This window comes from Moorena sp. SIO1G6 (assembly GCF_010672795.1).
GTDB lineage: Bacteria > Cyanobacteriota > Cyanobacteriia > Cyanobacteriales > Coleofasciculaceae > Moorena > Moorena producens.
The window spans coordinates 1-13618 of the sequence record NZ_JAAHFZ010000019.1 but is presented as its reverse complement, the minus strand read 5'-3'; the positions used below and the strand labels follow the sequence as shown (position 1 = coordinate 13618).

Below are 13618 nucleotides of genomic sequence, written 5' to 3'. Positions count from 1 at the left end.
CAGCTGCTGCCCTCTAGGCATTGACCAGTATGATCCACAATTCACACCACACCCATGTTATAAGTCGGGCTACACACAAACTATCGGGAAGCTTGTTATTTGGTTGAACTACTGCCATTTGGGCATAGGGCATGCAAAAATGGCACCGATTCCGTGAGCCTCAGCTGTTCTTTAGAGCATTGTACACGGGAAGAGCCGCCTTTACTGCGACAGTTATTTGATGGAATGGATCGGGATAAAGATTTGGATTCAGAGCAATTACAGGCTAAATTACTAGAGATTAGCGCTGATCTTCGTTCTTTGGCAAAGAATTACCAAGATGATAACTTAGCGCTGTTGGCTATACTCAGGGGTTTAGAGGAAGTCCATGGCGAGATTCGAGACGGGTTATTTCAAGCCTCATTGCCGGATACTCGCCAGAAACTATATGATTTTCTAAAGGATATTGAAGAAAAGGGTGGTTGGCCCTATATTGAACGCATGAATCTAATCTCTGTACTTAATAAGCTGCCTGAGTCAGCCCGATCTAAGCAGGGTATCACTGACGACCACTAGGAAACTGTTGCCCAAGTCCTGGGATGATTGATAGAGATTTAGAACAGACCGAAGAGTCCGGAAGAGCGTGAAAACCAGACTATATCCCGCTTAAATTTAGGAAAAACCTTGCTTGCTGAGCAAGTCATCGGTGCTAGGCAATAGCCCAACGTCAATGGTGGGAGCCAATACACCCACTGGACAAAATCCCGACAGAGTGACTTAAGTTAAGTAACTACTATCAGTACTACTAGATGACGACAAAATAGCGAGACAAGCCAGATCAAGCTTTGGCGGGTCAGCAAGACACTAACTCTTTCCAATGCTAGGATTTTGCCGTCAGAGTATTAAAATTTAAGTAAGTATATACTACTATTATGGCGATTGCCGGAGATTCAATTAAATTTGGGACAGACGGCTGGCGAGGTATCATTGCCGCCGATTTTACCTTCGAGCGCTTGGCAATAGTTGCCCCTGTTGCTGCTCAAGTTCTGGCAGATGCTTATGGGGAAACCACGGGTAGCCAAACGATTATAGTGGGTCATGACCGACGCTTCATGGCAGAAGACTTTGCCAAAAAAACTGCAGAGGTGGTTCAATCTGCTGGTTTTGATGTCTTACTCTCTAACAGTTATGCTCCTACACCAGCCTTCAGTTGGGCAGCCAAGTCCCAAAATGCTTTGGGAGCTTTGGTAATTACTGCTAGTCATAATCCTGGCAATTACCTAGGCTTAAAAGTCAAAGGAGCGTTTGGTGGATCAGTTCCTCTAGAAATAACTAAACAGATTGAAGCCAAACTTTCTCAAGCACCAGCTACACCTAAGAAAGAGGGTAGTATCAAGACCTTTGACCCATGGTCAAGTTACTGTGATGCCTTAAGACAAAAGGTTGATATTGCCCTGATTCAACAGCTGATTAGTCAGGGTAAACTGACTGTCTTTGCCCATGTGATGAATGGTGCAGCAGCAGGAGGCTTGAACAAGATTCTTGGGGTACCTATTATCGAAATTAAGGCCGAACGGGATCCCTTATTTGGTGGCAAATCCCCAGAACCTTTACCCGGTTATCTGTCTGAGCTATTTGAAGCGCTCCAGAGTCACCACCGCGAACCGGGTGTTGAATTAGCGGTTGGGTTGGCATTTGATGGGGATAGCGATCGCATTGCAGCGGCTGATGCTCAGGGCAATTTCCTTAGCCCCCAAATCCTGATTCCCATCCTGATTGAACATCTAGCATCACGACGTAACTTTAGTGGTGAAGTGGTCAAAACCCTTAGTGGTTCTGACCTAATTCCTAGAGTGGCAGCACTGTATAATTTGCCAGTTTATGAGACTGCTATCGGTTACAAGTATATTGCTGACCGGATGTTATCCACTCCTGCTTTGCTAGGGGGTGAGGAATCCGGAGGCATTGGCTATGGCAACCATATTCCTGAGCGAGATGCTTTATTATCAGCACTGTACATATTAGAAGCGATCGCTAAATCTGGAAAAGACTTAAGTGAACTCTACAAGAGTCTCCAAGAGCAAACTGGCTATGCTTCTGCCTATGACCGGATCGATTTACATCTATCGGGGATGGAAGTGCGATCGCGTATACAAGAACAATTACAAACTCAGCCTCTCCAAGAAATTAATGGTCAGGCAGTGGTGGATTGCCAAACCACCGATGGGTACAAATTCCGTTTAGCTAACGACAGCTGGTTGCTGATTCGTTTTAGTGGCACTGAACCCTTATTGCGACTCTACTGTGAAGCAGCTACCCTTGAACAGGTAACTCAAACCTTGAACTGGGCTAAAGATTGGGCCAGTCAGTTTTAGAGTTGAAATGTTGGATTAGTGTTGGATTTTGGGTTAGCTGGTTTTGGGTGCGATATTGAAAATCTGGGCAATGGTTAAGTAAGATCACAATCGGGCATTAAACGCTGCTTGAACTGTATCGAATTGACTCTGATTGCCAGTTAACCTTTGATCAAACAATCTGACCTTGTTGCTTTGAGTAATCCAAAATCCCAACATCAAACCCCAAATTTGCTGCCAAAATTGCTGGTTGTAGCTACAGGCAATCCTGGTAAGCTGCGGGAGATGCAGACATACCTAGATTCTTTGGACTGGGAATTGCAGTTAAAGCCACCAGAGCTAGAGATTGAAGAAACTGGGGATACATTTGCTGCCAATGCTTGTCTGAAGGCATCAGTAGTAGCCCAGACAACTGGAAAATGGGCAATTGCTGATGATTCTGGTTTGCAAGTTGATGCCCTAGATGGTGCTCCAGGGATTTATTCTGGACGCTATTGCAAAACCGACCAAGAGCGAATTGAGCGGCTACTGGGGGAGCTAGGTTTGGAAGTGAATCGGCAAGCCCAGTTTGTTTGTGTAGTGGCGATTGCTCGTCCAGATGGTGCGATCGCTTTTCAAGCTGAAGGGATTTGTCGGGGGGAAATTTTGCCAGCTCCTCGGGGAACTGGTGGCTTTGGCTACGACCCAATTTTTTTTGTTCCAGAGCAGGGGTTGACCTTTGCTGAGATGGAGCCTGAGATCAAGCGATCCTGCTCTCATCGTGGCAAGGCTTTTGAATTACTACTGCCTCAGTTGAAACATTTAGGTTAACTAGCGTGGGATACTCTTAAACCGTCAATTCCCTATAAAAATCAACTGAGGCACGCTAACTCGGTAAACTGTGCCTCGCAATTAAACCCCTAAAAATAGGGATAAATCAGTATTTAACAGCATGAAATGGACATGGATATTTTTATAGCGCTAGTGTATAATCAAGGTATAGGACTTAGCTGTTGATAATGCCAAAGAAAGTAGGAGCAACAAAAAAGATATCAACTCAAGTTGTCCCAGTAGTGGGGATGACTGGATCGGTTGAAATTGAGTTGCTGTCTACTATGAAAAAGCTGGGGGTAGTTAGGTCTGAGTCTTACAACAAGCTAGGTAGCATTAGCTATTGGGGACTTGACTGGAAGAAAGCTTACCCAGAAGTTAGAAGTTTTAGACCTCCCGAATCATTGGGACTACCCTCTAAATTGATGGAATGGACGGTTAGCGATGTAGCCAAGGCCATTACAGCGAGCCAGGCGGCCTGTATAGAGGTAGTAATAAAGAAGGTCTATCGTAAATTTCCTGGAGATAAGAATAAAAAAACCAGAAAAGAGCTTTGTCAACAACTAAAAACCTTGACTTTCCTAGAAAGTTCATTGCTGCACAGACTCGTAAGAAAAGAGTTCCAAAAAGGACATTCTTGGGTTAGGAACCAGATAGTTTATCAACAAGGAGGTTATAGCTGCCAGCAACTCTCTCGTAATACCTATCAACTGGAATTGGCGGGATTAAGGAGAGGGAAGAGGAACAGGATAGTGGTCAGATCTAATCGAAAAATCAAAGGACAGATTAGGTTGATCTACAACAAACTTCAGCAAAGATTTGAAATTCACTTCTTAGTAAACCATGGCACTTCAGAAATACCTGCCGACCGTCAGAGTATTGGAGTAGACAAGGGATACACTGAAGCATTCTATGACTCAGAAGGTCAGGGACACGGGAAAGGACTAGGTAAAGTAGCTACAATAAAATCAGATAGAATATGTAAAAAAAATCGAAACAGAGGAAAGCTGTGGGCTATTCACCGGAAACTAGAAAAGATAGACTCAGCCAAGTCTGCTAGAATACTAAGAAACAATCTGAGCAGAAAGACCGAGAATAAACGATACAGGAGAAACCAATCAGAACTAAAGGCAATAATAGGAGCTGCCTCAAAGTCTCTTTTTGATGAAAAATCCTTAAAAGTATTTGCAGAAGATTTAACACAACCGTTTAAGAATAAGCGTCAGTCTAAGGCTATGTCCCGCAAACTCAATAGTTGGATGATTGGAGTTATGCGGGACTCCTTGCATAAATGGGCGAATTGGACTGGCTCGGTTGTCACGGAAGTTCAGCCTAGTTACACGTCGCAAGTTGACTCCAGGAATGGAACCCTATTAGGGAAAAGGACTGGGGATAACTTTACCGGATTTGATGGGGTCGTGTTACAGGCTGACCACAATGCCGCCAAGAACATCCTTGCTAGGGGTGCGGACAAGGAAATTTCTCGGTTCTCTTCTAGGGCTGAGGTTCAGGCAGTGTTGTTGCGTCGTACCGCGCGTTTCTTGAAAGGTATGGGACTGAGCTTGCTAGATGCAGTTGAGCTTGGCTGGCTTGACTCCAAACATAGCAAAACTCAGGCTTTCAAGCAACTCCTGACCGGGATGCCAGGAACGTCCAAATAGACGAGTGGGAGGTTCAACTCCAATTACTGTACGACCACTCCTCACTTGGACAACAATAAATTGCACCTTGACCGGATTATCTGGGTTTATCCCAACTTATACCGGTTTAAGAGTATCCCTCAGCTCCCTTGGTATATTGGTATATAGGATATTTAGACGGCTTCTAGATTTTTTTCCCCAGTACGAATTCTGACCACCTGATCGACGGGGCTAATGAAAATTTTACCGTCGCCAATTTCACCGGTGCGAGCTGCAGCGATCACTTTGTCTACGACCATATCGACTTGTTCATCTTCTACGACGATTTCTACTTTGAGTTTTTGTAGGAATTCCACAGTGTACTCTGAACCGCGATAACGTTCAGTCTGACCTTTCTGGCGTCCAAAGCCTCGGACCTCAGACACTGTCATTCCTACAATGCCAGCGTTGACTAGGGCGATTTTGACTTCGTCCAGCTTAAATGGCCGGATGATGGCTTCTACTTTTTTCAAGCTCCTAACTCCTCAGTTGTTCTGCTATTCATTTGTTATATGATAAGCATGACACTTTATCTGACTGTGGATGTGGAAATTTTTGTAAATGCTGATAGGGTAACTCTCAAGTGTTGATCTCGATTGATCAACCGCGAAGACGACTCGCTTTTCTATACTTATCGATATATTAGCTGCACAGGTATTTGGTGACTGCCCACCAACTCATGCTCCCCTGCTTTTATGCCGCACGCATCCTTCCCGTCTTTGCAGTTCATTCCCTTAACTATACCTTGAGCCTGTGGCAAAATTGAGGTAAGCCCATCTATTCACCATTCCCAGCATGACCGCAACCACACCCACCCTGGCAACCAAATACGAACCCAAAACCACCGAAGCCAAGTGGCAAAAATACTGGGAAGAAAACCAAGTCTTCAAAGCTGACCCAAATCACCAGGGTGAACCCTACTGCGTTGTTATCCCCCCACCTAACGTTACTGGGAAGTTGCACATGGGTCATGCCTTCGAGAGTGCCCTGATTGACACCCTCGTGCGTTACCACCGGATGACAGGACGCAATACCCTGTGGCTACCGGGAACTGACCACGCTAGTATTGCTGTACAAACCATTCTCGATAGACAGCTAGAAGCTGAAGGCAAAACCCGCTATGACTTGGGACGGGAAAAGTTTCTTGAACGGGCTTGGGTGTGGAAGGAAGAATCAGGTGGCACCATCGTTAACCAGCTGAGGCGTTTGGGAGTCTCGGTGGATTGGTCGCGGGAACGCTTCACGATGGATGAAGGCTTATCGAAAGCGGTAATTGAAGCCTTTGTCCAACTTTATGATCAGGGACTGATTTATCGGGGCGAATATATGGTCAACTGGTGTCCAGCCTCGGAGTCGGCTGTATCAGATTTGGAAGTGGAAAATAAGGAAGTTGATGGGCATTTGTGGCATTTTCGATATCCCCTGACTGATAGCAATGGTTTTGTGGAAGTAGCTACCACTAGACCAGAAACTATGTTGGGGGATACGGCGGTTGCAGTTAATCCTGATGATGAACGCTACCAGGATTTAATTGGTAAAACTGTAACCTTGCCAATTATGGGACGAGAAATTCCGATTATTGCTGATGAGTTGGTTGATCCAGGGTTTGGCACCGGTTGTGTCAAGGTAACTCCTGCCCATGACCCTAATGACTTTCAAATGGGTCAGCGTCATAGTCTGCCATTCATTAACATCATGAATAAGAATGGCACCTTAAATGAAAAGGCTGGCCCTTTCCAAGGACAAGACCGGTTTGAAGCCCGGAAAAATGTGGTGAAGCAGCTCGAAGCAGAAGAGCTGTTGCTTAAGGTAGAGGACTACAAACATACGGTACCCTATAGCGATCGCGGAAAGGTTCCTGTTGAACCCCTAATCTCAACGCAATGGTTTGTCAAAATTCGCCCCCTAGCTGACAGAGCCCTAGAGTCTCTTGACCAGCACCATTCACCAGTATTTATCCCGGAACGTTGGACAAAGGTCTACCGAGATTGGCTGGTGAAATTAAAAGACTGGTGCATTTCCCGCCAACTCTGGTGGGGACACCAAATTCCGGCTTGGTATGTGGTGAGTGAAACCAATGGCACAATCACTAGCGAGACTCCGTTTATTGTGGCTCACCATGAAGCAGAGGCTAAGAAAAAAGCCATAGCAAAATTTGGAGAAAATGTCAAGCTAGAGCAAGACCCAGATGTGCTGGATACCTGGTTTTCTTCAGGATTGTGGCCCTTCTCTACTATGGGGTGGCCTGATCAGACCAAGGATTTGAAGACTTACTATCCCACTACCACCCTGGTAACAGGTTTTGACATCATTTTCTTCTGGGTTGCCCGCATGACCATGATGGCAAGACATTTTACGGGTCAGATGCCGTTTAAGAGTGTTTACATCCACGGGCTAGTGCGGGATGAGAACAATAAGAAAATGTCTAAGTCCGCTAACAATGGTATTGACCCCTTAATCCTGATTGACAAGTATGGTACGGATGCCGTGCGCTATACCTTGGTTCGGGAAGTGGCAGGTGCAGGTCAAGATATCCGATTAGAGTATGACCGCAAGACGGATGAGTCAGCTTCTGTAGAAGCATCCCGCAATTTTGCCAATAAACTGTGGAATGCAGCCCGGTTTGTAATGCTAAACCTTGATGGTAAGACTCCCGAAGAGTTGGGTCAACCAACAGTAGAGGCATTGGAATTATGCGATCGCTGGATTCTTTCCCGTTTTCATCAAGTGGTGCGTCAAACTAGGGATGATCTAGATGCTTATGGCTTGGGAGAAGCGGCTAAGGGACTTTATGAGTTCATCTGGGGTGATTTTTGTGATTGGTACATTGAACTGGTAAAACCTAGGCTGCGTCAGGATGCCAATTCTCCGTCGCGGGTTGTGGCACAGCAAACTCTAGCTTACGTTTTAGAGGGTATCCTAAAGCTCCTCCATCCCTTCATGCCCCATATTACTGAAGAAATCTGGCACACCTTGACCCATAAATCTGGGGAGGTGTTGGCGCTACAACCTTATCCTATAGAGTACCTAGATGGTCAAACTGGGGAAGAGGAACTACAGACAACGGAGAGCGAACTGCTAACCGATAATACATCCGATTATCCTGATGCCCAATCACCGAGGTCAGGAACATCTTTGTCTAAGGAAAAGGAAATCTCTAAGCAAAGTGTAGCTGTATTGTTTAAAGTGCCAGAAATTTCTAGGAAGTTGTTCGAGGACTACAAAGAACCGATAATCGCAGCAGGGTTGGTTGTGGGAGTAATTATTGCCCTGAATATCCTCACAGCCTTCGTGGGTGCGCTCAATCGCATTTCCTTAGTCTCAACTAGTTTAGAACTGATTGGTCTAGGATATGCCATTTGGTTTGTTTCCCGTTATGTGCTCAAGGCTGAGAATCGTCAAGAGTTATCGGAAAAAATTAAATCCATCAAAGCAGAAATTGTTGGTAAGGAAGACAGTCAGCAATCCTCGGAATTGAGTAAAATTGAGTCCAAAATGGGGATGATTGATGGAAATATACAACAGGGAGAAGATATTAAAGATATAGAAGATATCAAAGATATAGAAGAGGGGCAGGTTAGAATAGACCATGACGTTCCGCCCATAGGCAATACCCACTCTTCTATATCCCCAAGTTCTCTAATTGACTCAGAACTAGAGCAAAGGTTTGAGCTGCTGATCGGTACAATCCGTACTATCCGCAACCTCCGGGCTGAAGCAGAGATTAAACCAGGGGTGACCGCACCTGTTATTCTGCAAAGCAGCAACAGTGACGAACGTCAAATTTTGGAAGCGGGTCAAGCCTATATCAAAGACATAGGTAAGGTCAATCAATTAACCATCACTCCAGCCTTGGAGAAAGAGGTAAAAAATACCATGGCGGGTGTAGTCGGCACAGTCCAGGTGCTAATTCCCCTAACTGGTGTGGTGGATGTGGATGCTCTACGGGCTAAGTTAGAAAAGAATTTAGGTAAAGTGGAGGCGGAAGTCAAATCCTTGTCTGGGCGTCTGGGTAATAAGAACTTTGTGAGTAAAGCTCCAGAAGCAGTGGTTAAGGGTGCTCAAGAGGCATTAGCTGAGGCTAAAAAGCAAGAGTCTATTTTACGCGATCGCTTAAATAGACTTTAATCATATTTCAATCAAACCGGTAATGCTACACCTAGCTCAAGTTCAAGACAATAACGATTTTGGCGGGCTCCAATTGCAACTACTTGCCCGCCAAAACTCTGATCAATTCTGGGAAGTCATTGAGCCAAGACCTGTCGCGTTTACTAATTCCCAAGCTTTAAAAGAAGGTTGCTTAGTCTTAATCGATCTGGCTGAAACTCAAGAGGTAATCTCTATTCAATCTGCCACCGATTGGGTGTTAGATTTAGTCAAGAAGTATTTAACAGCTGAGGTTAAGTCTACCTTTTTAGAGGAAGAAATGAAACGGGCTGAACAATGGCGGCAAGAGCTAACCTTGAAAAGCCAAGGGTTAGATATCCGCGATTTAGAAGTAGAAGCACGTCGCGAAAAAATTGAAGCCTTAGCAGAAAACTTGAAATTGGAGAAGAAACAGCTGGAGCAAAAGGTAGCTCAATTGCAGGCTAAAATTGATCAAGCCGGTAATGAGTAAAGGGAATAGGGAATAGGGAATAGGGAATAGGGAATAGGGAAACAGAGGGAGGTGTGGGTCGAAATTCCTGTTGGAAGTAACCAGGAAACTAAAAAAGTAATTTGTCAAGTAATTCGTAGTCTACCCCCATTATCCCCGTAAGGGATAACGAGGGATGAGGTTACTACCAATGAATTTGACTCAAAATATACCGCAAGCGGTCATAATCATCCTTAAGTAAGACACTCAAGGTTCGTCCGGCCTTGACTAACCAGTCACGGTCAGTCTGACGAAGACGATAAACTTCTCTAATCACAGCTGCTGTCAGGGGGTCTACTGGGGCACCATTCACTTCCAAAAGTGTTCGCAAAAAATCCAACTGTTCACTAAAGTGAATAACCTCTGATGGTTCACACTGGTAGACAGGTTGATGAATTTGCGGGGGACGGGGTGGAAGATACTGATAGACTCGACCGTGATGGTTGCTAAAACCATTAACACCCTCTTCGGAAGACATAAATCCAACGATGGCAGCACGGAACTCAGTTTTGAGCATGGCGAAAATCTGAGGCTGCTGCTCACGTAATTCTGCCAGTGACAATCCTAAAGCTGTTGCTCGATGAACCGAGTCAATGGGGCTAGTGGTAGCATAATAAACTACAGCAAAAATTTGATTACCTGACTCATCATCTACAGATTTTACCCAGCTGCCAAAGGGAGGCATGACTGGAAAGCTTAGATCTTCTGGCTCTAAACATTGAGCGAGAAATTCTGTAGTTGCTGTTTCAATCACCTCAGCAAGGTGATTTTCTGAGCGATTGCTGGGAGTAAACTGGGGTAAGGGAAGGCGCATGGTTTAGCGATTAGTCATGATTAGTCATTAGTCATTAATTATTGATCTCTTTGATCTATGCCTGTCCACTAACCCTTTTTACCAATTTTTGGTTTCACCTCTTCGATTTCCGACAGCTGAAACGTCACTAATTTATCCCAGTTACCTCCTTCAAACAGCACAGCTGCTTTACCATCACTAACCCTCTGTACTAGCCCCTCAAAGCGATAATAGGTATCGTCAACATTGATTACGCGAACTATAGAACCTGGAAAAATCATGATTGCCTCAAAACTTAGATTTCCTTTACTAGGATAGGAGATATTGGACTTATTAGTCATTAAATCTTCGCGGCTGGATACCCCATCCTTCTTAAAGTGGGGAGGAAAGCCGCGCCTCCAATTAGTGGTTTACAATTAATCCCGTTGAACGTTTTAGAAGTCGGACTTTTCGGGCAGTAAATTGTCCAATTCTTTTCCAGTTAACATCGCTAACAGAAACTTGCCTTACTGTCTCACCGCTCACCCAACCTCGATAGGTTATCCCAGCCTTAACCGCCTCAACATAGTCTCCTTTGCGAAAACCATGGCTAGTGGTTGTCCCACCGTATTTACGTCGTTTCCCACCCTTAGAAAACTGCAATAGATGCAACTGGCGACGACTTATGGGGGCACGTCTAATGACTGAAAACACAGCATTAGTTACATCACAGTTTTTTGGAACACTCAGTTTTCCGTTGCGGTGATAATAATTTTGGCGTCGAAAAAAATGAGTAGCAGCTAGGGCTATTCCATCTACTGCATGGGTATTAACTGTTTGCTGACTTTTGTCAGTTTTGTCTTTTATTAGTCCTAATGCCTCTCTTTTTAAAGCGGTCTCCCAGCCTTGTTTTTGAATTACTGGGGCTATTTGCTCCAACTGAGAGATTGCCCAATACTGGCCTACCATCACAGGAGAAAACCCTTTGCTCCCTCTTGCCTTGACCACTTCATAGACGATGACATTTACTGGATACAAAAAACAAAGCTCTTTTGTTACCCGATTTTCTAGTTGACGGTTTGCCCTAATTGAAGGGGGAACCCTTTTTACTCTACGGTTTGAGAATCGTTTTTGCCGATGAGACCTTTGTGAGTAAGCAACCTTGCGATCTATTCGACGACTTCTACGAGTTTTTCGCATCATTCGCCGAGTATCCATGCGTTCTCGAACTTTCTTGTCAGGCAAGATCAGATGTCCTGTCCAAAGAGTGATTTTACTTGACTGAACAGCCATACCAGAAAACATCTTTCCGGGGTCAATACCAATGGCAATATCCTGGGTTTGATTTCCAGATGGTTGATTAACTAGCTGAACAGCAAAAACATTTAGATCGTTTGGATAAACAACGGCAAGACCGCATAGCAGCCAGCGGCGAGCGCGAGAAGCTTTTGTCGGCATTAATGGTTTGCCATCAGGTGAAATTACTGGAACTCGTAACATGGTGATAAACCTCACGAGAAAAGTATTTAGGTTACCCTGTCCCCTTGACCACCGAATCCAAGATGTCCTGCCCAAAGCAGCAACTGACAACACAGTTTTAAAGAGATCCAGACTGGGGAAGCATCTGGAAGTTCTTACCAGGATTCGGCTCAATGGTCTAGTCAATCACGGTAGTTGGTTGTCTACCAAGCCCCATCCTCTTAGGGTGGGGTTATTGACCCAGTATCTTATAACCCATAACTCATTGAAACTTCAATCGCTGTCGATAATTGGCCACTGCTTGAGCCAACCCTAGACCAAGAAAGTTGGTTAGTAGGGCTGAACGACCGTAACTGAGTAAAGGTAGAGGAATTCCTGTGATGGGAGCTAAGCCAATAGTCATCCCAATGTTGATCACGGTTTGAAACACAATCATTGAGAGCACGCCAATTGTTACCAGAGAGCCAAAGTTGTCTTTAGCATTCTGAGCAATCAGCACCAAGCGTAGGCACAACCACCACAGGGCTAATAAAATACACAAGCAACCTACAAAGCCTAGTTCTTCACCAATGGCTGAGAAAATGAAGTCAGTATGCTGTTCCGGGATAAAGTGGAGTTGAGTTTGAGTTCCCTGGTTTAGTCCCCTTCCCCAAAGTTGACCAGCACCGATCCCAATCCGAGACTGAATTAGGTGATATCCTCCTCCAAGAGGGTCTAGATCGGGGTTCAAAAAGAGCGTTAATCGGTCTTTTTGATAGTCCTTCAACAGATTCCAGAAGACTTTTCCTAACGGTCCGACAACTAGGTTAATAACCAGGGTACCCAAGGCTCCCAACCAGCGCCAAGGGAGACTGAGGAAAGCAATCAGTGTGATTACAGCAGCCCAGGTATACCATGCAGGTGAAGATAGACTGAAGACAATGGCTGACACCAGAGGGGAAATCAACACGAGCAACCAGGCGGGATTGGCATTTGCCCAGTAAAGCATACTCAAGGTAATTGCCCCAAACACCAAGGATGTTCCCAGATCAGGCTGCCCAAACACTAATGCCCAAGGTAATATAGTTACTGCTAAAGCTGCTATTACTGCTGGAATGGTAGTAGCGGGCCGTTTGTGCAAGATGGCAGCTAGAGTAATAATCAACCCGATCTTGGCAAATTCTGAGGGTTGAACATTAAACCCTCCAATGGTAACCCAACGCTGAGCCCCCTTAGCACTGGCACCGATCATCATTACAGCAATTAAGGACAGATTGGTGATGGCGTAAATTACCCAATGCCATTGGATCAGGGAATGATAGCGCGATCGCGCGATGAATAGAGCGATGAACAATCCAATACTACCAATGAGCAAGTGGGAGACCCAATAGTTTCCACCATTGTCGATGGCTGCAGAGCGAATCATCACTGCCCCAAAGATGGTTAGCCCCACAGTCAGGAATAATAGTTGCCAGTCTAAGTCCTGCCAGGGGGCCCACAACAGCCGCCAACGAATACTATTTCTAAATTTAAATTTATTAATTTGTACCATCCGTTATGAGGTATGAGCGATTAGGTATGAGCTAAGCTAAAACAGATTTAAAATTCTTGAACTCTCCACGGGTTGAAACCGCGTGGATTCTAAGCTGATGTCACTTCGCGGGTTAAAACCGCGCTCCATGACGCTTCACGATACGATTTAGATAATGAGTCTAGTTTGTACCGTCGTGGCAGGTTCAAAGCTGCCCTACCGACCTCGGCTAGGGAAATCCCTAGCTGTGTCGCTACTTTACGCAAAATATTGATTAAACTAAGCCGGTGAGTCGCCTCACCGACTCGTCTTCAAAACCGGACGTGAAAGTTTCCCTTCATCCGGCTCCTCATCATAGGAACCATTGTCATTGGTACCTCATTAAATCGGATTGTTATC

11 protein-coding genes are annotated in these 13618 nt (G+C 45.0%); 6 read left to right on the top strand and 5 right to left on the bottom strand.

Annotated features, from left to right (window positions below; translation table 11 throughout):
• The first annotated feature begins 99 nt into the window (after nucleotides 1-99).
• From F6K63_RS18960 to F6K63_RS18945, 4 genes are all read left to right on the top strand, one after another.
• Nucleotides 100-555, top strand: a complete 456-nt coding sequence (locus tag F6K63_RS18960; protein WP_229414579.1) for a hypothetical protein — start codon at nucleotides 100-102, stop codon at nucleotides 553-555.
• Nucleotides 556-911: 356 nt separating this feature from the next.
• Nucleotides 912-2354 carry a phosphoglucomutase/phosphomannomutase family protein gene (locus F6K63_RS18955; protein ID WP_008186138.1) on the top strand — a complete coding sequence of 481 codons (1443 nt, stop codon included), beginning with the start codon at nucleotides 912-914 and terminating at the stop codon, nucleotides 2352-2354.
• Between the two features lie 213 nt (nucleotides 2355-2567).
• Complete coding sequence (gene rdgB / locus F6K63_RS18950) at nucleotides 2568-3143, top strand: RdgB/HAM1 family non-canonical purine NTP pyrophosphatase (protein WP_353837853.1); 576 nt, start codon at nucleotides 2568-2570, stop codon at nucleotides 3141-3143.
• A 188-nt stretch (nucleotides 3144-3331) separates the two neighbouring features.
• Complete coding sequence (locus F6K63_RS18945; protein ID WP_287312909.1) at nucleotides 3332-4804, top strand: zinc ribbon domain-containing protein; 1473 nt, start codon at nucleotides 3332-3334, stop codon at nucleotides 4802-4804.
• Between the two features lie 152 nt (nucleotides 4805-4956).
• On the opposite strand, the gene F6K63_RS18940 is transcribed toward F6K63_RS18945, so the two are convergent.
• Entirely contained in the window at nucleotides 4957-5295 is a 339-nt protein-coding gene (locus F6K63_RS18940; RefSeq protein WP_008186144.1) for a P-II family nitrogen regulator, read from the bottom strand.
• Nucleotides 5296-5617: 322 nt separating this feature from the next.
• Here F6K63_RS18940 and F6K63_RS18935 point away from each other — a divergent pair, with 322 nt between their 5' ends.
• Both F6K63_RS18935 and F6K63_RS18930 read left to right on the top strand, forming a co-directional pair.
• A complete protein-coding gene (locus F6K63_RS18935) occupies nucleotides 5618-8950 on the top strand; it encodes a valine--tRNA ligase (RefSeq protein ID WP_008186146.1) in 3333 nt (1110 codons plus the stop codon).
• Between the two features lie 22 nt (nucleotides 8951-8972).
• Nucleotides 8973-9440 (top strand): HmpF-related protein, encoded by a 468-nt coding sequence (locus tag F6K63_RS18930; protein WP_287312908.1) that lies wholly within the window; start codon nucleotides 8973-8975, stop codon nucleotides 9438-9440.
• 163 nt (nucleotides 9441-9603) lie between these two features.
• Here F6K63_RS18930 and F6K63_RS18925 read toward each other — a convergent pair whose 3' ends face one another.
• From F6K63_RS18925 to rodA, 4 genes are all read right to left on the bottom strand, one after another.
• Entirely contained in the window at nucleotides 9604-10272 is a 669-nt protein-coding gene (locus F6K63_RS18925; RefSeq protein ID WP_008186150.1) for an HAS-barrel domain-containing protein, read from the bottom strand.
• A gap of 68 nt (nucleotides 10273-10340) precedes the next feature.
• Complete coding sequence (locus F6K63_RS18920) at nucleotides 10341-10532, bottom strand: NAD(P)H dehydrogenase subunit NdhS (protein WP_044493740.1); 192 nt, start codon at nucleotides 10530-10532, stop codon at nucleotides 10341-10343.
• Between the two features lie 121 nt (nucleotides 10533-10653).
• Complete coding sequence (locus F6K63_RS18915) at nucleotides 10654-11730, bottom strand: RRXRR domain-containing protein (RefSeq protein ID WP_287312907.1); 1077 nt, start codon at nucleotides 11728-11730, stop codon at nucleotides 10654-10656.
• Between the two features lie 241 nt (nucleotides 11731-11971).
• On the bottom strand, nucleotides 11972-13240 hold the full coding sequence (gene rodA / locus F6K63_RS18910) for a rod shape-determining protein RodA (RefSeq protein ID WP_287312906.1): 1269 nt from the start codon (nucleotides 13238-13240) through the stop codon (nucleotides 11972-11974).
• Nucleotides 13241-13618: the final 378 nt, after the last annotated feature.